Origin of the sequence: Rosettibacter primus (assembly GCF_036860675.1) — a bacterium.
Classification (GTDB): Bacteria; Bacteroidota; Ignavibacteria; order Ignavibacteriales; family Melioribacteraceae; genus Rosettibacter; species Rosettibacter primus.
Genome location: NZ_JAYKGK010000004.1, coordinates 156654 through 182543 on the forward strand (window position 1 = coordinate 156654; position 25890 = coordinate 182543).

The following is a 25890-nucleotide window of genomic DNA, read 5'->3' on the forward strand; positions in this document are numbered from 1 at the left end:
CATAATTTATTCTTAGTTAAATTCAAAATTTGTTATGATAATAAAATATAATATTTCCAAACATTCCTTCCCTTTCCTCAATTTTCCCAAGATTTACGAAACCAACTGGCAAAATAAGTAAGTAACAATCTTATATTTTCATTAATACAATTAAGGATTAACACTATGGAAAAGTCCATATCTCGTGTTATCTCTGAATTTGCTGTGAATCTGAATTACAAAGATTTACCAATTAATGTAATTGAAACAGCAAAAAGATTTTTATACGATTCTATTGGTTGTGCATTTGGCGCTTACAACACAAAAGATGTGAACATCATTCGGGATTTTTATAAAAATATTGGTGGAAGTAATGAAGCTACTGTAATTGCATTTGGCGACAAAATTCCTGCAGTTAATGCAGCACTAATAAATTCACTTATGATTCGTTCTCTCGACTTCAATGATATTTACTGGAAAGAGGATCCATCACATCCATCTGACTTAATTCCAGCAGCTTTAGCGACTGCTGAACTTGTTAATGCATCAATGAAAGATGTTATTGTTGCAATTGTCCTCGGATATGAATTTGAACAACGGCTCTGCGAATTTGCTATCCCAGGAATTCGTGAACGAAAATGGCATCATGCAACTTTAACTCAATTTGTTTCTCCTATTGTTGCAGGAAAAATTTTAGGTCTATCTATTGAACAAATGGTAAACGCAATCGGAATAAGTGGCTCCCATAATTTTACAATTGGCGCTCCAGCTTCAGGCAAATTATCAATGATGAAAAATTTTGTCGACCCATTAGCAGTTCAAAGTGGAGTTATGGCAGCATTGTTAGCTCAAAAAGGTTTTACAGGGTCAGAACTTATTTTTGAAGGCAAAGAAGGTTTAATGGATTGTTTGTTTGGATGGGATTATGAAAATCAAAATGTAAGTCCAATAAAAATTCCTAAAAGAGAAAAATATGGGGAATGGAAATGGAATATTGAAAAATTAATTAATAATCTTGGAAGCAACTTTAAAATTCTTGAATGCAGCATGAAAGCTTTTCCAACGGAAGCTTTAACACATACTCACATTTCTGCGGCTTTAAATGTTGTTACAATAAATGATATACATTATGATGAAATTGAATCGGTAACAATACATACTATTGCAAGAGTTTGTGATATTCTATTCGATAAAGAAAAATATAATCCTCAAACAAGAGAAACTGCTGATCATTCACTCCCCTTCTGCATTGCAGCTGCAATTGTTGATAGAAAAATTACTACTCAATCTTTTACAGAAGAAAAATTAAAAGATCCGAGAATTTGGAAAGTAATTGATAAAATTAAAGGTGAGGCATCAATTGAATTCGAAAAATTATTTCCCGAAAAACAACCATCTAAAGTTGTAATCAAAACTAAAGACGGGAAAGAATTTTCTGAATATCTTGAATATCCTAAAGGTCATCCTAATAATCCTATGACAATGCAAGATTTAGAGAATAAATTCAATTCACTAACTGATGAATTAATAACCATGGAAAGAAAATCTCAAATTAAAGATATGATTTTTAACTGCGAAGAATACATGGCAAGAGACTTTATGGGGAATTTAATTTTGTAATTATATATCACAATATAAATTGATTAAATTACTTATACATAATTAAATTGAAATTTCACTAAAGAAATAATTTTATAAAAATAAATTATTAGAAAAATGAAACAAGAATTCAAAATTGGCAAAGCTGGAAAACGAGGGGATAAAATCCGTTCCGATTGTTACCTCGAAATTAAATTGACTAAGTCTGGTGGTATAAATTTTTCGGTTCAGAGCAAAGTTGGTTCTTTATACGGAGAAAGTATAAATGAAATATTATTTGATATGTGCAAATTTTTTGAAATCAAAAATGCAAATATTTATCTGGAAGATTATGGTGCACTTCCTTTTACTATAGCTGCACGATTTGAAGCTGCTTATAAAATCATATGTCCTGACGACCCGCGTGAATATTTATTGCCAATGAATAAAAATAATTTTTACAAAAAAGAAAAAGACAATTTTCGAAGAAGCAGACTTTATTTACCCGGCAATGAACCAAAATATTTTCCAAATGCCGGACTTCATAAACCCGATGCAATTATTCTTGACCTCGAAGACAGTGTACCTCCAGAAGAAAAAGTTGCTGCAAGATATTTAGTTAGAAATGCTCTGCGCGCTGTAGATTTTTATGGTGCAGAAAGAATGGTTCGAATTAATCAACTGCCAATGGGTTTAGATGATTTGTATTTTGTTGTTCCTCATAATGTTCATGTCATTTTAATCCCAAAATGTGAATCTGCTATGACTGTCAAAGATGTTGAAGAAGAAATCAATATCATAAAAGCACAACAAAATATTTTTGATACAATTTATCTTATGCCAATAATTGAAAGTGCTCTCGGCGTGATTAAAGCCTATGAAATTGCAACTGCTTCGGACCTCATTTGTGCATTGACAATTGGCTTGGAAGATTACACGGCAGACATTGGTGTTGAAAGAACAATTGAAGGCAAGGAAAGCTTTTATGCAAGAAGTGTTATAATAAATGCTGCGAAAGCCGCCGGCATCCAAGCAATTGATTCTGTTTTTTCTGATGTTAATGATATGGAAGGATTGCGTCAAAGTGTTCTTGAAGCAAAAGCTCTTGGTTTTGAAGGCAAAGGCTGCATTCATCCTCGACAAATAAAAATTGTTCACGATGCATTTGCACCATCTCCAAATGAAATTGAAAAAGCAAAAAAAATAATTCTTGCTTTCGAAGAAGCAAAGAAACAAGGGACTGGTGTAATAACAATTGGAAGTAAAATGATTGATGCCCCTGTAGTAAAACGAGCTCAAAGAATTATCGAACTTGCTATAAAAAATGGATTATTAGATAATGATTGGATGAAAAATGAAAAATTATCTTTATAAAACTTGAGATTTTATAATTATCAATCTGAATTTAATTGCAATTAAAAATTAATTTAAAAAATAACAAACAATTAATAAGTTAAACCATGAAACTAATTAAGAATGCCGCTAACAGATTAGTGCCTTCAGAAGTTAATGGACAAAAACAAATTGCATTTCAAGGAATTGGCAAATATAAACCAGAGGGTCGGAAAGCAAATCCGCCAATTAGAAGTTGTATTGATTATCCATCAAATGGGAATAAAGTTGTAAAAAATCTAAAGGAAGCTTTGAAAAAATGTGGCATCAAAGATGGGATGACAATTTCTACACATCATCATTTAAGAGATGGAGACACACTTACAAATTATTTATTTGATATAATTCACTCAATGGGAATAAAAAACATACGCTGGTTTCCGAGTGCATCATTTCCAATTCACGAACACTTAATTCAGTATCTTGAAGATGGAACAATTCATCACATTGAAGGAAGTATGAATGGACCTCTTGGAAAATTTGTAAGTGAAGGCAAGATGAAAGGTGTTGGAGTATTACGTTCTCATGGTGGAAGATATCAAGCAATTCAAGATGGTGAAGTTCACATTGATATTGCAGTTATAGCAGCTCCTACAGCTGACCCATTTGGCAATGCAAATGGAGTTTATGGTAAGTCAGCCTGCGGTGGATTGGGTTTTGCTTTAGCAGATTCTCAATATGCAGACAAAGTAATTGTCGTTACTGATAACCTCGTTCCATTCCCCTGCATACCCTGGCAAATTTTGGGTAATTATGTCGATTGTGTTGTCGAAGTTGAATCACTTGGTGACCCATCAAAAATTGTAAGTGGAACAACTGAAATTACAAAAAGTCCAGACAGACTTTTAATAGCAGAATACATTGCAGAATTTATGGATGCAGCAGGAATAATCAAAGAAGGATTTTCATTTCAAGCTGGAGCTGGCGGAACAAGTCTTGCATTTATTCCATTTCTAAAAGAAAAAATGAAATCAAAAGGCGTAAAAGCTCGATTTGTTCGCGGCGGTTCTACAAAATATTTAGTCGAATTGCTCGAAGAAGGTTTGACTGATTACATTTTAGATGGGCAAACATTTGACCTCGAAGGGGTTCGTTCAATGCGGGAAAATCCAAATCATATTATGACTTCTCCATTTGTTAGCTACAATTATCACGGCAAAGGAAATATTGCTTCAATGGTTGATGCAGCTGTTCTTGGGGCAACAGAAGTCGATATTAATTTTAATGCGAATGTTGTTACACATTCAGATGGTTATCTTCTTCATGGAATAGGCGGCTGGCAAAATTGTCTATTCTCTAAATGTACAATACTTGCAGTTCCTTCTTTTCGAGATAGAATTCCAATCATTGTTGATGAAGTTACAACATTATGCGGCCCTGGCGAATTAATTGATGTAGTGATAACTGAAAGAGGCATTGCAATTAATCCCAGAAGAAAAGATTTAATTAATGCTGTAAAAAAATCTTTACTACCTATACGCTCAATAAAAGATATTCAAAAAGAAGTGTACGAAATATGCGGAGGCAAACCGCAAAAACCAAAATTAAATAAAAATAAAGTTGTAGCTATTGTTAAATGGGTTGATGGGACAGTTCTTGATTCTATTTATAAAGTCGAAAATTAAAAGGGCTAAAAAATTTTAGAGTGGGAACCCAACATTCAATTGAACAGTTGCTGAAAATTTACTTTTATTAATTGCATTATTTTTTGAAGTTGGAACAGGAACAATCAAATTATTATTTTCATCATACAATTTATCAATTACAAAAAATGAATAACCTGCTGTTGCTTCAATACTCACATAATCCGGGATAAGATGAAAAATCAAACCTGACCCCACGAAGTAACCAATTTTCACTTTATCAGTTGCAATTTTATCTTCTTCCAAAACATTATTATTGATATCTAAAATCTCAGTATTAAATTCCGGATTCATGAAAGTAACATGGCCCTCTAAAAGTTTTATATCAAGAATTGAAAAAACGGGAAAACCCAAATCTAATCCTACTCCCCAATGATTCATTGATAATTCATATTTATAATTTCTCTCCCCTGTAATTTCATCGTTAATTTGTCTTGTATGAGATTCTTTAAGAAATTGATAATAACCTTTGGCAGTTATAAAAGCTTTTGCAAAACGTGCACGAAATATATTTGCTCCAAATCGATAACCTGTTGCCTTTTTAAAATCAAATTCGGGATTGAAATTAGGATTGGTTATACTTTCCGGAAATAGATATTCTTTTATGCCTGCTGATTCATATTGTTGTTGTGTAATTCCTGCATAAAATCCACTTAAGCCAAGACAACCAAAACCAAATGTTTGGCTGAATAAATTAATATAAAACAAAATAAATAATAAAGTAAACAGTAGTTTTTGCATTGTCTCAAGATTTTTTCTAATTACAATTTACAAAAAAAGAACTAAAGATTTGAAATTAGTTTGAACGATTTTCAAGACCATGACCATTTAGACTTCTTTCACTTTTTCTAAGAAGATAAGCAAACAACAAACCAAAGAAACCAAGAGATGAAAAAATCCACATCCCTAAATTATAACCCGAAGGATTTTGTGCGCTTGCTCTTGAAATATCATTTGCAAAACCAATGATAATATTAAAAGAAAATAATCCAATATTTTGAATCATTGTCATTAAACCATAAGCTGTTCCAAGCTTAGAATTCTCAACTATCAATGCAACTGAAGGCCACATAACAGCAGGTACCAGTGAAAATGCAATCCCCATAATTGACATTGGAATCATTAAATAAATTGGTATAGAAGCATGAATATCAAAGAAATCTAAATTTATATTTATGAAATCACTCTGAGTCATTATATCAGGCTTGCCAACTTTATATGCCATCATAAGATATACAGGAATAATCAGTAAAGAACCGAACATCATCAACAGAGACCTTTTCCCAATTTTATCGGCTAATAACCCAAAAAGAGGAGTAAATATCATTGCAGCTAATGTTAACATACTCGATAGATTACCCCCAACTTCTCGTGTGGTATTATGTGCATCCTGAAAAAATTTTATAGCAAAAGTTTGAAATGGGAACATTGCAGAATAAAAAGTTACACACAACGCAGTGATGTACCAGAAAGATTTTGGGAAATTAAAAACTTCTTTAAGTATAACTTTTTCCTGAGTCCCCTCTTCAGGTAATGTAAATCTTTTTGTCCCCAATACATCAAGGAAATAATAAATTATAATTGCGATTAATGCAAAAATTCCTGCGCCTACAGTTATTAACAAAGGGGACTGCCAGTAATTATATAAACTTTTACCCCATGTTGGAGAATTTAAAGCCAAGAATGAACCAAGACGTGCTACTGTTAAATTTAATCCAAAGGCAAATGATAATTCTTTCCCTTTGAACCATCTTGCAATTATTGTTGTAATTGCTACAATCATTGATTCTGCACCTAAACCAAAAATTAATCTTCCAGAAGCCATTAAAATCAGGTTTCCAGTCAATGCAGTTATTATTGAACCAATCATTATTAAACATGTAAAAATTAAAACTGAAGTTCTAGTACCAATTTTATCTATAATAATGCCACCAATAAGAACCATGATAATGTTTGGGAAACTATAAATTCCCTGCAGCAATCCGATATCGGCATCAGTAAATTTTAATTGTTTAACAAGTAAATCTGCAAGAGGACTTATACTATCATAAATATAATAATTGCCAAACATGGCAAGACTAATAAAAAGTAAGATTGTCCAGCGGTAAATAAATGTTGGTTGTGGTTTGATATTACTTTGCATTTATTTTCATTTTAATAATTATTTAATATTTACAAACATAATATTTTTTAAGTAAAATGAATATAAATTAAAGTCAGTCTAAAATTTCTAATAATAACAGAATAATATTTTTTAAGTTATAAACAGCTTCCTAAAATTTTAATTTTAGTACAAAAAATTTATGTCTATGCAAGATAAACTTCTAGTTACATATTTTTTAAAACATTGATTTGTGTTACTATACTTAAATTAGAAATTCTTCCTCGCCTTCGGCGAGTCAGAATGACAATTATACTCTTTCCTGTCATTCTGAGGAGTCCCGCCGAAAGGTGGACAACGAAGAATCTAAAATCCATTCCTCCATGTTCTTAGAGATTCTTCATTCCGCTTCGCTCCATTCAGAATGACTTACTAATCTCTTCTGTCATTCTGAGTCCGCCATTTGGCGAACGAAGAATTTTAAAATCTTCTCTTCATCTTAGAGGATTTATTCTTGTCTATAAAATTTCTTCATTAATAATAACAATAAATCAAACTATCTTGAGTGATAATTGTTTCTCGCAGATTTCGCGGATTTGCGCTGATTACTTTCCGCGAATATCTGCGACTATCCGCGCTATCTGCGTGAATATTATTTTGTCATTCTGAGGAATTCGCCAAAGGCGAATGACGAAGAATCTAAAACAATTTTATATTTTTAATAGATTCTTCCTCGCCTTCGGCGAGTCAGAATGACAATTATACTCTTTCCTGTCATTCTGAGGAGTCCCACCGAAAGGTGGACAACGAAGAATCTAAAATCCATTCCTCCATGTTCTTAGAGATTCTTCATTCCGCTTCGCTCCATTCAGAATGACGATGTTATCCTATTCTGTCATTTTGAAGAGTCCCGCCGAAAGGTGGACGACGAAGAATCTAAAAATATCTTCTACATTTTTTTAGAGTCTTTTCTTTTAATCAGAAAATTTTTGTGTGCTAGTGTTTATATTACTTTCACAAAACTGTTGCTTCGTGTTACAATTATGTAAGTCGAGATTTATTTCAATTATGAAATGAAGTAATGAATATAAAAAATTGCATTAATGTGAATATATAATTACCAGAATTTTATATTATCTTCAATTTTTAAATTGTAATTCTTTTTGAATTTTCTTGGGTTGGTATTTGCATAACAATATATACAACCATAAAAACAACTGTCATAAAATCCAATATCTTTGCTTTCATAGCAACTGCAATCGAAACGTGTTGGAGAGATTTTGTAATTACATTTTTCATCTTCATTACATATTTTATTAATTATTTCAATATCAACGCAATGAGCTTCATTTAGTTCCGGAATTATTTTTAGTAAATGGTTTTCAGCACATGCATACACATCTATCTTTTTCTCTTTTGCTATATCTATAATTTCTTTTACTAAACTAACTTGCTCTTCAACTGAAGGTTCATAAAATTTTATATTATAGTCTTTCTCTGCTTTTGACAGATTCATTTTCGTTTTTTTATATAAATCAACAAAACTTATATAACATCGTTTAGTTATGCCAGTTAGCTTATCTGCTATGTATTTGAATTTATTGATAATGAATTCATAAGAAGTAATACTTGAAATAATAATTGGATCAAAACGCCACTGAATGTAATTATCACCATACCTTTTTGCTAAAAATTCCGCAGAAGAAATTGCATAATCCACATCAGGACTTCTTTTCTCTAAAATTTTCGGATATCCATTAATTGTTAAATGCATATAATGGTGTTTATTATATTTTTCGTCAATAAAATCTAAATGCTTAAAAATTGGTTTGGGATTACGTGTCCAGAATACAATTGATTTTACCGCATCTGTGCTTAAATCTATATAGACAGGTTTTTGTGAGAATGGATTAGGATAGTATAAATATCCAAGTTTTATTCTTTCAATTAACCAGTCTGAATAAAAAGCTAATATATCAGTTCTTCTGCTAACAGAGATTATTACCTTTTTCATTTTATAAATATTTTATAACAAAAACATACTGCACATAAACAAAATAGTGTTCAGGCTTCCTAAATACGTCAGGTAATTTTATAATTAAGAATTTGACCTGGTTTTAGCTTGGACATTCCAGCTTGGGAAGTTCTAATTACTATTGCCGTTTTGGATAAATTATCTTCAACATTTTGAGTTGATGAATAAGTTACAGCTAAAAAATTGGGAAGTGAGTTTATTATTTCAGGGAAACTAGTAATCATCGTATAGACAGAAATAGGAGCACGACCGTCAATGATTATCCCATTACCTTCATCCTTAAAATAATTTATGTTGGCATGTAAATATTCCGGCAATTTTATAAAATCATCTATTGATATTGAGCCATTAATCTTAATCGAAATAATTTTATGAGAACCATATTTTGATTGAGCTGAATTTTTCTCCAGTAGAATGTATCTTTTTATAAATGGAGACTTTAAGATTTTTTCAAGAGTGATGTTTAAATTTTTTTTAACAATTTCCGCTAATTCAGCATTCGAATTTTCTGGATGGATAAAATCATTAATGAATGGTAGTTCTTCATTTATAATTTTTTGTTTAATATCAATGCCATCAACTTTTTTGAGAAAATATTTATTATTTATTTTTTCAATGTCTCCTGTAAAACAAATATTTTCTGGCAATTTTTCTTCGATTAATAATGATATAAAAGATAAAATTAAAGGCAGAATATAAGACCTGCCTTGAATATCATAGTTATTCTTTAAATATGAATTCTTTTTCACACCGCATACAATTTCACTAAAATCCCAATCTAAAATCAATAACTCAGGAAATTCTTTTTTTATGTAATTATTCATGAATTCTTTAACAATACTTATCGCATTCGTTTTCCATTCATCATTAATAAAAACATCATCTTGATTATCATTAAATAAAGCAGATTTGATTTTAAGAATTCTACCAGTCCTACTTTTTGTATCCACCAAAGGAAGGTAAGTTTCACCTATGCTGTTTGAGACAAAATCTTTATAATACCTCTCAATTAAATTCTTTTCTTCTTTGAAATGAACTCTATCTTCAAGATTAGAACTATTGATTTTTTCTTCACATAGTTTTATTGCAGAATTAAATTTACCTTCTTGAATCAGTTGAGATATTTGCTCAATCATAATTTATCATAAAGTATGATGTATAAATATTATTATCAACTTTTAATTTTATTTTATAAATAAATTCGTCATTGAATTTTTTATTTATTAAAATTGGAATGCGCTTAGTATCTGGTATATCAATGTTTTCTTTAGCAAAGAATTGTTCTTCATTTTCAGTAATTTCAATTTTATTTATGGTTTTATATTTATCTGTGATAATTATTAAATAGTATTTATTATCAACATTAGAAATTCTTACAATCATATCAGGTATTTTCAGTGGCAATTCAGTTTGATAATTAGAATCTCTTTCTTTTCGCCAGAACTCTAACATTTTTTCTTCTGCTGACAAATCTGAGGCAGCTAATAAAACTGTTTCTTCTACTTCATCATAAATTGGTGAAGGAAGATTGATTATTATTGGTTCGTTATAATCTTCTTCTTGTTCAGACAATGAACTTAAATAAAGTTCTAATGCTTCTTCTCTCAATGGTTCTAATGAGCCAAGCAACTCAGTAATCAATATTTTTTGAACTTCATCGTGCTCAAAGGTTTTAATTTTTAATGAGTCTTTAATCTTTTTTAAAGTTGTATCTTCAACTTTCCCCGCGTAAATTTGAAACCAATAGGTTGTCACAGGACCATCGGTAATACGCAATACAAATCGTTCACGTGGAAAGACCTCTCTTGCAATTTTATCGTTTTTCAATGAAATATCGTTGCTATCTGCCAAATATTTTACTTTCGTTAACAATGCCGCTCTCACAATTTTTTGATTTATAACTTCTGTTATAACAAATTCTAAATTTTTGGCAGGATATTTCCAAAGCTGTCCTTCTTCAAACTTATTTGGAGGATTCAGCATATATTCAATGTATTTGTATTCATTCTTCATTTTATTCTCACCTCTCATTCATCTAATAAATTATATTCATTAGCAATAAAACTCATAAATTTTTCGATGGCATTTTTAAATTCTTCGCTTTCTACATCATAATCTTCACCAAAATTTAAAATTACTATTAAATCATCTATATAATTTTTAACAGTCTGGATTGATAATTTTTTATGAAATTTTTGCAAGAGATATTCACTGATTTCTGCATAAGTGAAATCAGCTTTGTAGTATAAATAAAAACATATTTTGGAATAATCAGCTTTCTTTTTGTTTTGAAAATAGTAATCTATTTTTTTATTACAGTCATCAATAAATTTACTACAATCAATAGGATTTGGGAGTAATGAATCTTCCGTATTTAATTTTTCTTCATTTATTATATGAAAATTATTTACATCCGAATACCTATCAATTTCTTCATCTCTTTCGCAATTGCCTAATGATAATACTGTATATTTACGAACATCACTGTTATCCATTAATATTTCTATTATATCAGAAAGTGATAAGTAATAATTTTCTAAATTTTCTAAAATTTCCTTAACAGCTAAATAAACTGCTTGGTAATTAATTTTGCCAAATCCTTCTGAACTTTTTCTTCTCAGTATATAAAAATTTCTTATTTGAGTGTATTTATCATATAACATTTTTTCTGAATCTGTATTAATTGAATAATATTCCTGCCCAAATTTTTCAATCTTATTTATGTAATTATCGTTTATTAATTTATTAATAGCATCACGAATGGCTGGTTTTAAATTTCTTTCTTCTTCAGTAAATATTGACTTTTTTTCGCTGTTGTAACAAGAATTAATAATTGAGTAAACATAAGAAATAATAACCCTATCATTATCTTCGTTTACAGAAAGTCTTTCCTGCCAGAAAGAGTTTTTTGTAAATGATGTCCATAAATTTTCAATTACATTTTGCTTTATATCATTAAGAATATCATCATAATATTCATTCTTTGATTGAATAAAATTACCTACCATTTTAGTAATTTGTTTGTCGAATTCAATTAAATCATTATGATTTGCAGTATTGGTAAGGATTTTTCTGATAAGGTCTGGAATTCTTTCATTCATAATTGGTTACCAGAATTTCTTTTAGTTTGTCTTTTAATTTGGGACTTAATTCAGTTAATTTTCTTTTTAATAATAAAGCTCTTTTATATTGTTTGAATTTTATTAAAAAGAAAGTTGTTTTTCTTAGATTTTCTGGCGGGACTTTCGCTACTAATATCTTAGGTTCTGTTTTATGGACCTTTGATGTCCCCGGTGCAAATTCTACATAATCATAGTAATAATTATTTATCGTTTTATCTTCTAAAATCAATACAGGTCTATATACATCCTTTACATTTCTTTCTTCCCCGCCAAAATCTACATTACTATCATGAACACTCCATACACTTCCAAGCTCCAGAATTATATTTTCTTTTTCTTCTTCATTAATAACTCTTTTTATTAAACGAACTTCCATTAATTTTATATTTCTATTTGTATTTAATTTCTTCTTTAAATACTCAATTGTATACATTTTTCTATAAAATATTTTTTGAATGTATGCAATCTATAAATTTGATTTTATTAGTCAAATAATTTTTATTAATAATATATCTAAAAAAATTATTTATATGCACGCGACATTAATAAATGAGTCTGAATATGAAATGTTACTTTTAATAATAATATGATTTTAAGAGACATTATAATAAACATAAGTTATTAGAAATAATTTCATAATAAAAATTATAATATGAATACAAATTCAGAGGTAATAATGAAAAAAGTCTTATTTATAATTATTCTCACAACCGAATTAATATATTCTCAAATTCCAGATTCGTTAAAAGGCAAATGGATACCTGGGTTAATTACTGGCTTAGGAATTAATCAAGTATCATTCAATAATTGGGTTAAAGGTGGGGAAAGTTCTATATCGTGGACATTGTATGGAAATTTTAAATTAGAAAATACAACAGATTTATGGACACTTAAACATCAACTAAAAGCAGTTTATGGAAGAGCTAAAATTGGGGAATCTACTTATAAGACAACCGAGAATGACCTTTATATGGAAGATGTATTAACTTATAATGCTGGCTGGGCAGTAAATCCATATTTTTCTAACTCATTACGTACTCAAGTGACTACTGGTTATGATTATAAAATAACTCCGGCTCCTGTAGTATCAAACTTTTTTGACCCTGGATATATAACACAAACACTTGGTTTTGGATATAATAAAATCAGTAATGTTACAACACGATTGGGAATAGCACTTCAAGAAGTTATAACAAATAAATTTTATCAATACACCGACGATTTATCTACACCAGACAAAAAAGAAAAATTCAAATTCGAAACCGGAATCGAATCGGTAACTGATATGAATTTTAACTTAGATAAAAATGTAATGCTCACAAGTAAACTCAGATTATTCTCGAGATTTGAAAGTCTTGATGTATGGGATATAAGATGGGATAACCTAATTGTTGCTAAAGTGAATAACTGGCTAAGTGTGAATTTTACTTATCTACTCATTTATGAAAAAGCACAATCATTCAAAACGCAAACAAAAGAAGCTCTGCAGATTGGTATAACATATACAATTTTATAATTAATAACCTCTAAGTGCCTTTTGGTATAGTAGCTTTTAAGCTTATTTTTATTTTGTAATTATTAAAAAATTAGTAAACATTAAATTGTTTTCTTTTAATATCTTCTATGAATTGTTTGTCATAAATTCTATATCCTACCACATTTTCAAATTCAACAATGTTATATGAATTATCAAAAAATGTTTGATTTACTTTTAAAACTGCACTGATATAACTTTCAATACATTTCTTTTCAATAACTTCAGGATCATAAGAAATTAATTTTATAAAAGGTATTGTAAAAGAATAAACTGTTTGATCATTTTCATCTAATAAACACCCAGAACTAACTATAGCATTCAATATATCTTGAAGTTGATTTTTTGATATGACAATTTTTTTTGCCAATTCATTTTTTACCTCAACCATTGTAGTAGGTTTAACTAAATTTTCAACCGCGTTAATCAAACTTTTTATAATCACATTTCTGAATTGAGGGAAAGGTCTCAATTTTGATTTTTTTAATAATGTAGATAATGATGAGTTATATGAATTGCCCCCGCAAATAATATTTGGTATATTCAAGTTGTGGATTTCAAAATCATGCTCATTAATATTTTTAGTCTGATATATATCAATTGCAGAAGAAGCAGCATCAACATTATCACTTTTAGAAATACTTACATTATCATCTTGAATAGCAAAAATATTGGAAATCCAATTAAAAATATTTTTTTCATTTTTTACAGTAATATCATACAAATCTGTTAATGTTTGGCACAAATTATCATCTAGCCCCAAAATAATTAGAATTGACCTTTCTTTAGGTATCTTTAATAATCTTCTTGTAGAAGAATATCTCTCAATATACGCTTGATAATCACCTGTCTTACACTCAACCCACAACGGGTTACCGTTAATTAAAAAAATATGGTCAAATTCAAATTGATTGCCATTTGGCAGTGTAACTTGAATATTTTGCAGATGAGAAAATTTAATTTTATTCTGTGAAAAGAAAGAATTTAATTTTAAGAAAATAAACCTCTCAAACCATTCACCATTTAAAAAATTTATTACTTTTGGAATTCTTTGAGGTTGAGCTAAAATTGTCCTTGTTTGACGAATATATCTATAGCTCGATAAATATGCATATTCATAAAGCCATGTGCAAAACTGTGTAGTATCTGATATTACTGATTGTGGGTAATCATACAAATTTAATCTTAGTACATTACCATTTGATAAACAGCGCCGAATACCATCATGAAATAGAACTAAATTTTCAAATCGATTTCCTAAAAATAAAGACAATTTATCATGAACATGATCATTATTGTTCAACGATTTGTAATTTATAATTGTTATCCCTCTAGACATTAACCAATAATAAATTGAAGATAAATTTTTATCTTCAATTTCATTTTCAGCTATATTATCATCATTTACTTTTTTAGATGAGGAAGAATTTTCTGTGTTTTCATTTATGTTTTTTTTGATTGGTCCATTTTTATTGTCAGTAGTTTGCATTAACACCAATATCAATTTATGAATATCACTTCTAATTTGCATTAATTCATCAAGAATTAATTCAAGTATATTGGTTTGCTCGTTACTCATTTTATATTACTCCTTAACTAAGAATATAAATGTTACATTGGATTTTAATTATCATTAATTTTTTTCATGAAAATATATTACTCATAAGAAATATCATTTTTTAAGAATATTATAAAAATAGAATTGAGTGAAGAATTAATCTTTAATAATAATCTCTGAACCTGACAAATGAAAACCTTGATAACTTTCCTTCTTGAATTTCAATCACATTTCTTTTTGTAGTTGAAGCAACGGCTTGGATTCCTTTTTCTCTTAATTTGTTTAATAAAACATAAGTAAATGTAAGTTCGCCCATTAAATGGACAGCATTATTTTCATAATTAGCATTTTTAAGAAGAGCTTCAATTTTTTCAAGATATTCATCTGATAACTTTTGGACATAATCTAAACCTTCATCAGGTGGAATTATAGGGAATGGCAAATCAACTATTTTATTATAAATACTTTCAGCAATTTTTTTCTGGTTTTCTTCCCATGTATCTAGAGGATGATTTGTTAAATTAATTAACATAACTCACCTTATAACTTTTTAATATTTCCTGCCCCCAAAAGTGCTGAAGCAACACCATTTGCATTCATAATTAAATTGTGATGTTCCAGGCTTAAACTTGCAGGCAAATCAGAGTAAGATTTAAAATTTCCAGCAATTATTCCTGTATCTTTAATTAAATGAGCTGCTATTCCAAACCAAATTGCTGCTACAGTCAGATTCTGATTTTTTTGTATAAAGTCATTTAACTTATCCCATACTGCATGATGGTTTTCAGGTAAATTATCAATAACTGTCAGCAAAGTCTTAAAAGCTAATCTCATAATAAATTCTAAAGTAAACCCGGCAATAATTGAATGAAACCATATACTTCTGTGCAATCCTAAACCACCCAATTTAATATCAAGATCAGGAACCCCACCTTCTAAATCTGACCCTCCAGAAACAGCATAAAAAATTATTATACCCCACAATATTGAAATTAACATCTCAATCTTTTCTTGTTTTGACATTTTATTTATATACTCATAAGCATTTTTAATTTTATCAGGTAGATTTATTGAAAAATTTATTACACTATTAAAATCATCTTTAAATGCTCTTCTAAAACCTTTTACTTTGTAATCATTAATTTTCTTTTTAAAAAATTCATTCACATCCAAAACAATTTGTTTTTTATTTTCATAAGTATCAATAGCTGAGTTTTTAATCAAAGAAATGATAATTTTATTTATTTCTTTTTCTTTTAGTGAATTTAATGCGAATTTAAGTTCATCAAGAATTTGATTTAAAGTATGAATTTGTGCTGGATTGAATACTGCATCCATAAATAAGCCCTCGTATTTTATTAATTATAAGATATCATTTATATAATTTGTTCGTATTGATTAGGATTTCTTTTCTTTTTTGATTTCTTTTTTGTATAAAAAGAATTAAAACTGAGAGAGCATTTGACATCGTTAAACCCAATATAGCACCAGTTACTGCATCTCCAAATCCCAAAAATGAAATGAAAAAAGCTGTAGCTAATAAATCGATTAAAAAATATCTGCCATAATAAAAAAATAGAAATATGTTAATAAAAAATGCATAAATAGATTGTGCTGAAAAAAGTAAGATATTGTTTTTTTTATTTGGATAATAAATATTGTCAAGAAAAAATCGCAATTCATAATACCAGAAAATAACAGTAAGAATAACCATTGATATACCAAGTAATAATAACGCTGCCATAATATTTTATATTAATTTAAAATTTCAATTGGTTTTCTTTTGCCCCAGATATATTCCCATAAAATACTCTTTGCATATTCTAAAGCGCATTGGTATATATGCTCCTCATTTAATAATAAATTATCTTCAGGCAATTCCATAAAAATACCTATAATCGCGTTTTCTTTATAAATTATATCTTGCAGCATATCTTCAAAAATAACCATAGGCTTAGCATATATTTTCCATTTTTCATTTTCATCTCTACTAACTTTCAAAACAGATAATTCGTAAAATATTTCAAATGGAATTAACAAGTTGAATAAAGCTTCCAAAAATAATTTTTGCTTATCTGATAAATATTGAAGATTATTAATTGTTATATCGTAATTATTATTATTATTCATAATTGAATCTCATAATTCTTTTAACATACTAGTAGGCGAAAAACGAAATATTTCTAATTTTCTTTTGAATTATTTTCACCATTAGAATTATTATCAAGAAATGGTTCAATAAATATCACATAAATTATAAGAGCTATAACAATTAAGACATATATAAAGGGGGCAATTAAGCCAGCAAATAATAAAATAAAACCTGTAAGAATAATTTTATCAACTTGTAATTTCATTTTGCTTCATATAAAATTAATTCAATAAAATAAATTCTAATTTTAGATTAAGTTTTATATCAATATATGAGATAGAAGCAATAAAATTTTCTAAATTTTTTAAAAAAATTAAATAACAAAAAGATATGCATCAAAAATTAAATAGATAAAATACAACTTTGACTAAAAAACTCTATAACGAAATGATACTTTTAATATTATAATAAACTCACATTTTGATTTTGAAATAATGTAAAATACTGATAACCAAATTCTTATACACTTTTTAGACTGCTGCAAATATTTTTATTGACAATAAAATTGAAGACGTTACTTTTTCTGATGTACTTTCATCTTTTATAATCATTAACAAAATAACAACTTTGTTAATTGGTGTTATTTATTATCTCCTAATATTTAACATCAATAACAGCAACCGAAAATGGTAATACTTTTGTATATAATTACTTGAGTAATGCTAACACCAAAGTGTTGATAAAACTCTCAAAGGGAATTTTGTGGCCGTCTTTCTGTGCTGTGATTTTTCTGAGTCCGTCTCTCAAATAAACAACAGAATATTCCTGTTGTGCTATTTGTTGAGCTATGTTGTCATTCTTCGAAAAGTATTCTGACTCGATTATGACTTCATCAAGTCCATACTTTGCAAGGTCAAAAAACATGGGTCTGTATTGACCCATTTTCTCATTTGTGTCGATTGGACATATTTTGGCTTTTGAATACATAATACCTCCTGTTTTGATTGTGATTGAATAGGGGGTGGGCTCGCAGTGAAATTTCAATGGGACTCCTTAAGCCCACTTGATTAAGACCTGGTGTTGTAGAGCGAGAGGGGTTGTATAGAGGGTTAAATTAAATCAGAATAAAAAATACGAAAACAAGGTGCAGGTGAAAATTAGTGAATTTAGATGTTGAGAAAACAGCTCAAAATCGCAGGGAAATTCTCAAACCCCCGTTCAAAAAAGTAGACAGTGAGTGGCAAAGAGGTCAAAAATTGCGAAAACAGTTCAAAATCGAAACTCAAACCTCCCAGCATTTTTAAAGAAAAATAGGTTTGAGAAAATTTTCTTAAAAATTTATCAACAAAGTACTTGATTTTGAATTAAAAATGCATATTTTAGCACATAGAAATATACTGTTTGAATCGAACCATAGTGGAATTGTGACTGTGGCCACTGTATTACTGGTCAAGTGGGGTGACCAGCGGTTTGAATCGAACCATAGTGGAATTGTGACATAACAATACCAAAGTGTCGGCAGAAACTATCAAATGGGTTTGAATCGAACCATAGTGGAATTGTGACTGCCACCATATCTTTATGGTGACAATTAAAGAAATTAAAGTTTGAATCGAACCATAGTGGAATTGTGACCAAGGGCAGGACAACCTGCACCTTGCTTCAAGAGAGATTGGTTTGAATCGAACCATAGTGGAATTGTGACTGATCCCCGCATTATTGCTGTACATATTTATTTTTAGTTTGAATCGAACCATAGTGGAATTGTGACATGAGAACTATCAGTTCGAATGTGCTGAAAGATGGACTGTTTGAATCGAACCATAGTGGAATTGTGACGGGCGGAGTACATAGTTGCCTTTGTCTGTTGTAATGATTTGTTTGAATCGAACCATAGTGGAATTGTGACATGAGAACTATCAGTTCGAATGTGCTGAAAGATGGACTGTTTGAATCGAACCATAGTGGAATTGTGACTTTCTTTTTATTTATTCTAAATTTTGGCCCTCCTCATTCCGTTTGAATCGAACCATAGTGGAATTGTGACATATTTCGCAGTTTCAGGTTTGATGTCGGGGGGTATGTTTGAATCGAACCATAGTGGAATTGTGACGTAACCGTTGTGGTTATCTTTGGGAGACTGCTAAGGTTTGAATCGAACCATAGTGGAATTGTGACTTTGTATAACTTATAAGCTTCTTCAAAAAAACCAATCGTTTGAATCGAACCATAGTGGAATTGTGACTCTTTGACCGTCGAGTCAATGACTCTTTCTAAATTCGTTTGAATCGAACCATAGTGGAATTGTGACCAATAACTTCATTTTTCTAATATTTTCTTTCATAACATGTTTGAATCGAACCATAGTGGAATTGTGACCTCAGCCCCCACAAAGTTGATAAAATTTCTGCACATTGTTTGAATCGAACCATAGTGGAATTGTGACTATTCCACCAACCTTCGATACATTTTTGGGGAATTGTTTGAATCGAACCATAGTGGAATTGTGACTTTTGATAGTCGAGATTATCTTCGAGCTGTGGTTTAGTTTGAATCGAACCATAGTGGAATTGTGACTCGAGAATGCAAAGTTTTGTAAGTAAAACAGCTTTTTAGTTTGAATCGAACCATAGTGGAATTGTGACCTAATTATTTTGACTCCAAATTTTTTTAAAAAAAAGGTTTGAATCGAACCATAGTGGAATTGTGACCGCATTGGCCTTGCGGATCATCTGGTTTTTAATTTTGTTTGAATCGAACCATAGTGGAATTGTGACGCTTTGACATCCGGAGCTTCCTTGAGAGCACATTCGTTTGAATCGAACCATAGTGGAATTGTGACAAGTTGATATAAAGCTATAATTTTGTGCGTCTATATCAGTTTGAATCGAACCATAGTGGAATTGTGACGTTTCATCGTACCCTACGTAGGTACGAATGTTAAAGTTTGAATCGAACCATAGTGGAATTGTGACCTGTTGCCGTCGAGATAAATTTCCTCCACGGCAATTGTTTGAATCGAACCCCTGTTCGCCTCTGGCGAAATAGTGGAATTGTGACGGTGATAAAGAACAATTATCTCCCGTAACAGAAGAGTTTGAATCGAACCCTTGTTCGCCCCTAGCGAAATAGTGGAATTGTGACTTGTAGTTTTTAAGAATTAAGAGTAATGCATAATGAAGAAATTCGGTATCTTAATTGCAGTAATACTGGCTTTAGCACCAATAATTTTAATTGGTCAATTAGGCATATTGTGGATAGTATTTCTTACCCCTGTTTTTTTTACTCTGTCAAAGAAAGCCTTAAATGCAGCTATGGAAGATGATGAGGACGGAGATGCTGAAAATACAAACAACGATGAGGAAGTAAATTATAAACGCAGAAACTAATAAAGACAGTCGTTTTACTTCATAGAGTTATACTGGATTTGAATCGAATACTTGTACACCTCTGGCTAAATAGTGATATTATAACTCACTAATTTTCACGAAGAGCTAAATCTCAAAAAAATTTTTCAACCGAACTCCATCATTGCATATTCATAACTGTAGAACTCAACAATGTTTATCTTTGACAAAAAATTCATCATTGCCTTAGTTTAGAAAGGTTAGATAACCTATTTTTAAGAACTGCTCTGGACTTATCCCTAAGAATGAAATTTCCTCAAGAATATTCATCTGCTCAAAGTCATTCAAGAATATTCCAGCCATGCTTTTCTTTCAAGCAAGTCTTGAGAGTTCTTTCAACTTTTGTGGAATTTAAGGATTAGCTTTTCGAATGGAGAAACATTTACTCGGTGAGATTGTATGTAAGCTCTTTCTTTGGTAGGTAAGTATATGATTGTATAAAGCATTAAATGAGTTACTTTGAGGCTAAGCATGGGTGTATTAGATTCTATATTATAATCAAAGAATTTTTTTAAGAATTTACATAAAAATTTTTTCCATTCCTTTGACTCTCTAATATCAATTTATACAAATTATTTTACAGACTTAGTTAATATCTTTCATTTATTTCCTATCGAATGTAAGAACTCTATTTTTTTACATTATGTTCACATATATAAATTCTTCTATTTCATTTTTGTTATCAAGGAAACATTATATTGCTCAAATTTTAATCTTAGTTATACAATATCCTCTCATTGAGGAACTGAGTAATCCCAGAAATAATAAGATTGACTTACTCGTTTATGTTATTCCCAGTAATACTTCCAAATTGTTCAAGTGCTGATAGCAAATTCTCTACAATCTCTTGAGCAAGAATATCAGGGTCTGGCAAGTTTTCTGAATCTTCTAAACTTTCATCCTTTATCCAGAAGATATCCAAGTTGACTTTGTCTCTTTGCATAATTTCTTCGTAGCTAAAGCTTCGCCATCTGCCGTCGGGATTTTTCGGGTTCCATGTTGGTTTTCTGTCGTGGCGATTTGTGGGGTTATAGCATCGGATAAATTCTTCTAAATGCTCATAGCGAAGAGGATTGGTCTTTAAAGTAAAATTCATATTTGTTCTAAGGTCATAAATCCACACCTCTTTTGTCCATGGTTTTTCACTTGCAGGTTTACGGTCAAAGAATATGACATTTGCCTTTACACCTTGCGCGTAAAATATGCCTGTTGGAAGTCGTAAGATGGTATGCAAATCACACTCATCAAGCAATCTTCGCCTAACCACTTCGCCAGCGCCGCCTTCAAATAACACATTATCGGGAACCACAATTCCTACTCTACCATTTATTTTTGCCAATGATTTGACATGTTGCACAAAATTAAGCTGCTTATTGGAAGTAGTTGTCCAGAAATCGGGTCGCTCATATACCAGAGATTCTCTTTCTGCCCTTCCCTCGCCATTGACAATGGTGATACTGCTCTTTTTGCCAAATGGCGGATTGGTAAGAATTATATCATAATGTTCTTTTGGTTCTGCAACGAGTGAGTCACCTACTTCAATAGGACTTTCTTCACCGCCTATTCCGTGCAAATAAAGATTCATTACACACAAACGGGCAACATTATCAACAAGCTCTTTGCCAAAAATGGTATTGAATTTGAGAAACTTCTTTTGCTCCTTATCAAGAGTGTAGTTTTTCGAGAGGTATTCATAGGCCGCTAAGAGAAAACCACCCGTTCCACAGGCAGGGTCGCAAATAGTTTCACCTGGATTGGGCCTTATAACTTCAACTATGGCTTTGATAAGCGGACGAGGGGTAAAGTATTGACCTGCTCCGCTTTTGGTGTCTTCTGCGTTCTTCTGTAATAAACCTTCATAGATTTCACCTTTTATATCTATGTCCATTCCTATCCAGGTCTCTGCATTGATAAGTTCGATGAGCCTCTTGAGTTTTGCAGGGTCTTGTATTTTGTTCTGTGATTTTCTGAATATGACACCCAACATGCCTTTTTCTTTTCCAAGAGTTTCAAGGATATGACGATAGTGAACTTCAAGGGCGTCTCCATCCTTTTCAAGGAGACTTTGCCAGTCTAATCCTTTTGGAATTATAGATGGCTTATTAAACGGCGGTTTTGTTTGTTCATCTGCCATTTTCAAAAACAACAAATAAGTTAATTGCTCCACATAGTCACCGTAGCTTACGCCATCATCGCGCAAAACATTGCAATAATTCCAGACTCTTTGGACAATGGCTGGTGCTTCGTTGGGCATAATTCTATCTCCTTTTAATCCTTAGTTTTTTTACTTTATCTGTTATTACATAATGGCCTGTTTTAGGCGCACCTTTGAATTCTACAAAGCCTAATTTTCTTAATAAAGTTACATCCCTTTTAGCAGTTTTTTCTTGTATCATAAATTTTTCACAAAGAACTTTTAATTTAACCTCTTTATTAAACATTATATGTATGAGCTCATTTGCTAAACGTTTTTTAACAGCATCACTTACAGTATCACCCACAGCATCATTTACAACATTATGGACAACATCATTTACAGGGACATTTACAGGGACATTTACAGGGACATTTACTCCGCCAATTTCAATGCCAACCTTCTGGAATGTATTTATAATATCTTCAATAGTTTCAAACTCCTCTAACTCAATTTCTTCTGGTTTAATTATTTTCTTTTCCCTAATAGGAATTGGAATGATAGCCTTGAAAATATCCCCATCTATAAATTCCGGTTCTGCTCCTGGATAATAATGCTTCAAATATTTAGTTACATTCAATATTCCGGAACCTATTTCTTCAACTCTTCCAAGCTGCATAAAAAACTTTGATATTAGTGGATTTTTTGGATAAGGATGAAAGTTTTTAATATCAATTTTTCCATGATAATATGCTTTGTTTGCATTCAACAATTCTACTCTATCTTGATAGATGATAATTGAAGCTATATGGGCGTTGGTATATTCTCTATGAACAAGTAAGTTGGCAACTACTTCTCTAAATATTTTTTCTCGCAGGTCAATTCTTACTCCATTTTCAATAAAGAATTTATCGGGTAAATAAACAGACTTAAGTAAAAAATCCATAATTTTATCGTAAGCATCTATAAGATTTGTCGTTATAGTTAATCTATCATCATAGCGATCAACATCTTTAATTTTTACCAGCACCTCTATTTTGTAGTATGGGAGAATATTTTGAATGATCTCATCTTTTCCAAATAAAAGAGCAGCGGCAAGGGTATAACCTTCTTCACCTGTGATATAATCTTGCCGTTTTAAACCAGAAACTTTAAATATTTCTTCATTATTTAATGACAACCATAGATGTGATGGAGAACGACTTAAAATTAGATTTCTAACCTTTGGAAATAATTCTGTTTTGAAATCGCTAAATTTTATTTTGTTATAAATCTTCCCTTCAGTATAATAAGTGCTTTTTCTCAGATAAAGTTCTCTAATTTGTTGCTGGTTTCTTAATCTAAAGTCACCATCAGAATTTCTATCATAAATTTCGCCATTGCATTTATGAACCTGAGAACTTTCTGGCACCTGAATGTATATAATCAACCCTTCCTGTAATTGCATTTTCTGCGGGAAAAGGATAAAGGGGGGATTAAGTTTGGATGGATTATTGTAGGTGGTTACAATATCATTGATAATTTTATCTAAAACATCTGGGTTTACACCTGATATTTTCCCTTCATCATTAACTCCAAGGACTATTATTCCACCACCTCTATTTAAAAAAGCACATACGCTTTCAAACAGATCTGAGGGCATAGCATCTTTTGCTTCCTTAAATTCTACTTTTAATCCTTCACCCTGTTTGATGTATCTTCTTAGAATTTCTTCTGTCATTTTTTTCTGCTTCCTTTGGACTTATTTGCAAAATTGTTTCTGGTAATTTCAAATTGTTTTTCCTTCTCTGCCTTTATCCTTTCCAGCAACTTTTCCGCTGGTTCATCGTTTGGATCTTGTGGAACCAATTTTCCCTCGAATGCTCTTTTGAGGATGCTCTGACGCAACCGCTCTGCTTGCTTTAGGCTATTATCAATTGCCTTTTCTACCTCATCAGCCACAGAAAACCGCCGTTCGATTTCTTCGACGATTTTGTGCTGTTCGGAGAGCGGGGGGAGGGGGATTGGCATTAATGATAATTTTGTGCCATTTACATTGGCTTGTCCTACTTGTTGGGAGACCACAGATGCTATATATTCTTTGCCAAAAATTGAGTTTATAAAATATGATAATAAATCTGAAACATAAAAATTTTTATTTACTTTTATCCGAATCAGATAAGAAGCAAAAACGGCAGGAGGATGAAATTTTTTATAAACGGCAGTTTTACCTACTAATTCTGCACTGTTTGTTCTATTAAATAATATATCACCATCTTGGAGGATAAAATCATTGATGTATGGCCATTCTTTTGGAAAATATTTTAAATCTTTAAAAATAATTTTGCCATCTTGAATATTCCCCATCCTTAAGACTGGAATACCAGCAAATTCAGAAGTTGCTTTTTCAGACGTTCCATATTGTATCATTTCAGTGATCTCCCCCAATCTCACCCACACCCAGCCTTCGGGCAATTCAGGAAGTTCGGAGGTATCAACTGGCGGCAATTCTTTGTATTTTTTGCCGAGTTTCTTTTTTCGTTCTGCTTTTATTTTTTCAAGCAAGATAGAAGCGGGCTCGTAATTTTGAATGTTGAGTTTTGAATGTTGAATGTTTAATGTTGAGTTTTCGATTTGTTTTAATTCATCATTCAACATTAATAATTCAACATTATTCTTTCTCCATTCTTCAGTGAGTTTTCCTTCAAAGGCATATTTTAGCACTGCCTGACGATAGCGCTTGATTTGTTCTTTTGCTTTTTTCAGTGCCTCAACCCCGGCATCAAGCTTTGTGAAAAGCTCCTCTATTTTGGCAACAATGCGGTGTTGTTCGGGGAGAGGGGGTAGGGGGACATAAGAATTTTCAAACTTATACTTTGTTATATGTTGCATCCCTGTTCCATGAACTTTCCTTTTTAATTCTTCTATAAATGCCGTGAATAAAAAATATAAGAATTTTCTATCTATATACGGTTGTACTTTGAAAATATGTTGATTTAAAACAGCCTCTTCTCCCTTATAAATAAAAACTCCAAGTGTAGCAGACCATGAAATTAACAAATCTCCATTTCTAACAATAAATTTTTCTTCAATAGGTTTAGAATAGTAATTAATTTTATCAGTAGAGCCTGTAAGATTTTGTATTCTTATTATTGGTCGACCATGCTTCTCCCACTCAGACGGTTTAAATGCTCTCCCATTTATGTATTCACCAATCTCACCCAATCTCACCCATACCCAGCCTTTGGGGAGAGGCGGAAAAAAGGTTTTGTTTTTTAATTCATCATTCATAATTCAAAACTCTAGTTCAATAATTTGTAGATTTATATTTTCATA

General features: G+C 30.7%; 22 protein-coding genes and 1 CRISPR repeat array. Of the genes, 5 read left to right on the forward strand and 17 right to left on the reverse strand.

What is annotated here, in order from left to right; translation table 11 throughout:
- Positions 1-165: 165 nt before the first annotated feature.
- From VJY32_RS07020 to citF, 3 genes are all read left to right on the forward strand, one after another.
- On the forward strand, positions 166-1599 hold the full coding sequence (locus VJY32_RS07020; RefSeq protein WP_353677196.1) for an MmgE/PrpD family protein: 1434 nt from the start codon (positions 166-168) through the stop codon (positions 1597-1599).
- Between the two features lie 96 nt (positions 1600-1695).
- A complete protein-coding gene (locus VJY32_RS07025) occupies positions 1696-2931 on the forward strand; it encodes an aldolase/citrate lyase family protein (protein ID WP_353677197.1) in 1236 nt (411 codons plus the stop codon).
- Between the two features lie 86 nt (positions 2932-3017).
- The gene (gene citF, locus VJY32_RS07030; RefSeq protein ID WP_353677198.1) at positions 3018-4574 is read left to right on the forward strand and encodes a citrate lyase subunit alpha; all 1557 of its coding nucleotides are present in this window, start codon (positions 3018-3020) and stop codon (positions 4572-4574) included.
- A gap of 15 nt (positions 4575-4589) precedes the next feature.
- Here the strand turns inward: citF and VJY32_RS07035 are convergent, their stop codons facing one another.
- The 7 genes from VJY32_RS07035 to VJY32_RS07065 form a co-directional block, all read right to left on the reverse strand.
- The gene (locus VJY32_RS07035) at positions 4590-5333 is read right to left on the reverse strand and encodes a hypothetical protein (protein ID WP_353677199.1); all 744 of its coding nucleotides are present in this window, start codon (positions 5331-5333) and stop codon (positions 4590-4592) included.
- 55 nt (positions 5334-5388) lie between these two features.
- Complete coding sequence (locus VJY32_RS07040; protein WP_353677200.1) at positions 5389-6735, reverse strand: MFS transporter; 1347 nt, start codon at positions 6733-6735, stop codon at positions 5389-5391.
- A 1075-nt stretch (positions 6736-7810) separates the two neighbouring features.
- Entirely contained in the window at positions 7811-8707 is an 897-nt protein-coding gene (locus tag VJY32_RS07045; RefSeq protein WP_353677201.1) for a DUF1848 domain-containing protein, read from the reverse strand.
- A gap of 68 nt (positions 8708-8775) precedes the next feature.
- Positions 8776-9864 (reverse strand): hypothetical protein, encoded by a 1089-nt coding sequence (locus VJY32_RS07050; RefSeq protein ID WP_353677202.1) that lies wholly within the window; start codon positions 9862-9864, stop codon positions 8776-8778.
- Positions 9857-10741: a hypothetical protein gene (locus tag VJY32_RS07055; protein ID WP_353677203.1), complete on the reverse strand. Its 885-nt coding sequence runs from the start codon at positions 10739-10741 to the stop codon at positions 9857-9859. Before VJY32_RS07055 ends, VJY32_RS07050 begins: the two co-directional genes overlap by 8 nt.
- A 14-nt stretch (positions 10742-10755) precedes the next feature.
- Entirely contained in the window at positions 10756-11829 is a 1074-nt protein-coding gene (locus VJY32_RS07060; protein WP_353677204.1) for a hypothetical protein, read from the reverse strand.
- Entirely contained in the window at positions 11822-12283 is a 462-nt protein-coding gene (locus VJY32_RS07065; protein ID WP_353677205.1) for a hypothetical protein, read from the reverse strand. The genes VJY32_RS07060 and VJY32_RS07065 overlap by 8 nt, the downstream gene beginning before the upstream one ends.
- 243 nt (positions 12284-12526) lie before the next feature.
- On the opposite strand from VJY32_RS07065, the gene VJY32_RS07070 reads away from it, so the two are divergent.
- On the forward strand, positions 12527-13366 hold the full coding sequence (locus VJY32_RS07070) for a DUF3078 domain-containing protein (RefSeq protein WP_353677206.1): 840 nt from the start codon (positions 12527-12529) through the stop codon (positions 13364-13366).
- Between the two features lie 70 nt (positions 13367-13436).
- Here VJY32_RS07070 and VJY32_RS07075 read toward each other — a convergent pair whose 3' ends face one another.
- The 7 genes from VJY32_RS07075 to VJY32_RS07105 form a co-directional block, all read right to left on the reverse strand.
- Positions 13437-14963, reverse strand: coding sequence for a hypothetical protein (locus tag VJY32_RS07075; RefSeq protein WP_353677207.1), 1527 nt, complete (start codon positions 14961-14963; stop codon positions 13437-13439).
- A gap of 142 nt (positions 14964-15105) precedes the next feature.
- A complete protein-coding gene (locus VJY32_RS07080; protein ID WP_353677208.1) occupies positions 15106-15474 on the reverse strand; it encodes a hypothetical protein in 369 nt (122 codons plus the stop codon).
- Between the two features lie 8 nt (positions 15475-15482).
- On the reverse strand, positions 15483-16280 hold the full coding sequence (locus VJY32_RS07085; protein ID WP_353677209.1) for a hypothetical protein: 798 nt from the start codon (positions 16278-16280) through the stop codon (positions 15483-15485).
- Between the two features lie 34 nt (positions 16281-16314).
- Entirely contained in the window at positions 16315-16686 is a 372-nt protein-coding gene (locus VJY32_RS07090; protein WP_353677210.1) for a hypothetical protein, read from the reverse strand.
- 11 nt (positions 16687-16697) lie between these two features.
- On the reverse strand, positions 16698-17072 hold the full coding sequence (locus VJY32_RS07095; protein ID WP_353677211.1) for a hypothetical protein: 375 nt from the start codon (positions 17070-17072) through the stop codon (positions 16698-16700).
- A 53-nt stretch (positions 17073-17125) separates the two neighbouring features.
- Positions 17126-17299 (reverse strand): hypothetical protein, encoded by a 174-nt coding sequence (locus VJY32_RS07100; protein ID WP_353677212.1) that lies wholly within the window; start codon positions 17297-17299, stop codon positions 17126-17128.
- Positions 17300-17742: 443 nt separating this feature from the next.
- On the reverse strand, positions 17743-18021 hold the full coding sequence (locus VJY32_RS07105; protein WP_353677213.1) for a hypothetical protein: 279 nt from the start codon (positions 18019-18021) through the stop codon (positions 17743-17745).
- Between the two features lie 412 nt (positions 18022-18433).
- A CRISPR array of direct repeats spans positions 18434-20009; the repeat unit is 30 nt; unit sequence GTTTGAATCGAACCATAGTGGAATTGTGAC.
- 201 nt (positions 20010-20210) lie between these two features.
- Between VJY32_RS07105 and VJY32_RS07110 the strand changes: the two genes are divergently transcribed.
- A complete protein-coding gene (locus VJY32_RS07110; protein WP_353677214.1) occupies positions 20211-20423 on the forward strand; it encodes a hypothetical protein in 213 nt (70 codons plus the stop codon).
- A 793-nt stretch (positions 20424-21216) separates the two neighbouring features.
- On the opposite strand, the gene VJY32_RS07115 is transcribed toward VJY32_RS07110, so the two are convergent.
- The 3 genes from VJY32_RS07115 to VJY32_RS07125 are packed head-to-tail and all read right to left on the reverse strand — an operon-like array spanning position 21217 to position 25845.
- Positions 21217-22695, reverse strand: coding sequence for a type I restriction-modification system subunit M (locus VJY32_RS07115; protein WP_353677215.1), 1479 nt, complete (start codon positions 22693-22695; stop codon positions 21217-21219).
- A gap of 4 nt (positions 22696-22699) precedes the next feature.
- Complete coding sequence (locus VJY32_RS07120) at positions 22700-24295, reverse strand: RNA/DNA-binding domain-containing protein (RefSeq protein WP_353677216.1); 1596 nt, start codon at positions 24293-24295, stop codon at positions 22700-22702.
- Complete coding sequence (locus VJY32_RS07125; protein ID WP_353677217.1) at positions 24292-25845, reverse strand: restriction endonuclease subunit S; 1554 nt, start codon at positions 25843-25845, stop codon at positions 24292-24294. Before VJY32_RS07125 ends, VJY32_RS07120 begins: the two co-directional genes overlap by 4 nt.
- Positions 25846-25890 lie beyond the last annotated feature (45 nt).

Excerpts from the sequence above, each read along its gene's own strand:
- VJY32_RS07020 (WP_353677196.1), top strand. The coding sequence starts at position 166 with ATGGAAAAGTCCATATCTCGTGTTATCTCTGAATTTGCTGTGAATCTG.
- VJY32_RS07025 (WP_353677197.1), top strand. The coding sequence starts at position 1,696 with ATGAAACAAGAATTCAAAATTGGCAAAGCTGGAAAACGAGGGGATAAA.
- citF (WP_353677198.1), top strand. The coding sequence starts at position 3,018 with ATGAAACTAATTAAGAATGCCGCTAACAGATTAGTGCCTTCAGAAGTT.
- VJY32_RS07035 (WP_353677199.1), bottom strand. The coding sequence starts at position 5,333 with ATGCAAAAACTACTGTTTACTTTATTATTTATTTTGTTTTATATTAAT.
- VJY32_RS07040 (WP_353677200.1), bottom strand. The coding sequence starts at position 6,735 with ATGCAAAGTAATATCAAACCACAACCAACATTTATTTACCGCTGGACA.
- VJY32_RS07045 (WP_353677201.1), bottom strand. The coding sequence starts at position 8,707 with ATGAAAAAGGTAATAATCTCTGTTAGCAGAAGAACTGATATATTAGCT.
- VJY32_RS07050 (WP_353677202.1), bottom strand. The coding sequence starts at position 9,864 with ATGATTGAGCAAATATCTCAACTGATTCAAGAAGGTAAATTTAATTCT.
- VJY32_RS07055 (WP_353677203.1), bottom strand. The coding sequence starts at position 10,741 with ATGAAGAATGAATACAAATACATTGAATATATGCTGAATCCTCCAAAT.
- VJY32_RS07060 (WP_353677204.1), bottom strand. The coding sequence starts at position 11,829 with ATGAATGAAAGAATTCCAGACCTTATCAGAAAAATCCTTACCAATACT.
- VJY32_RS07065 (WP_353677205.1), bottom strand. The coding sequence starts at position 12,283 with ATGTATACAATTGAGTATTTAAAGAAGAAATTAAATACAAATAGAAAT.
- VJY32_RS07070 (WP_353677206.1), top strand. The coding sequence starts at position 12,527 with ATGAAAAAAGTCTTATTTATAATTATTCTCACAACCGAATTAATATAT.
- VJY32_RS07075 (WP_353677207.1), bottom strand. The coding sequence starts at position 14,963 with ATGAGTAACGAGCAAACCAATATACTTGAATTAATTCTTGATGAATTA.
- VJY32_RS07080 (WP_353677208.1), bottom strand. The coding sequence starts at position 15,474 with ATGTTAATTAATTTAACAAATCATCCTCTAGATACATGGGAAGAAAAC.
- VJY32_RS07085 (WP_353677209.1), bottom strand. The coding sequence starts at position 16,280 with ATGGATGCAGTATTCAATCCAGCACAAATTCATACTTTAAATCAAATT.
- VJY32_RS07090 (WP_353677210.1), bottom strand. The coding sequence starts at position 16,686 with ATGGCAGCGTTATTATTACTTGGTATATCAATGGTTATTCTTACTGTT.
- VJY32_RS07095 (WP_353677211.1), bottom strand. The coding sequence starts at position 17,072 with ATGAATAATAATAATAATTACGATATAACAATTAATAATCTTCAATAT.
- VJY32_RS07100 (WP_353677212.1), bottom strand. The coding sequence starts at position 17,299 with ATGAAATTACAAGTTGATAAAATTATTCTTACAGGTTTTATTTTATTA.
- VJY32_RS07105 (WP_353677213.1), bottom strand. The coding sequence starts at position 18,021 with ATGTATTCAAAAGCCAAAATATGTCCAATCGACACAAATGAGAAAATG.
- VJY32_RS07110 (WP_353677214.1), top strand. The coding sequence starts at position 20,211 with ATGAAGAAATTCGGTATCTTAATTGCAGTAATACTGGCTTTAGCACCA.
- VJY32_RS07115 (WP_353677215.1), bottom strand. The coding sequence starts at position 22,695 with ATGCCCAACGAAGCACCAGCCATTGTCCAAAGAGTCTGGAATTATTGC.
- VJY32_RS07120 (WP_353677216.1), bottom strand. The coding sequence starts at position 24,295 with ATGACAGAAGAAATTCTAAGAAGATACATCAAACAGGGTGAAGGATTA.
- VJY32_RS07125 (WP_353677217.1), bottom strand. The coding sequence starts at position 25,845 with ATGAATGATGAATTAAAAAACAAAACCTTTTTTCCGCCTCTCCCCAAA.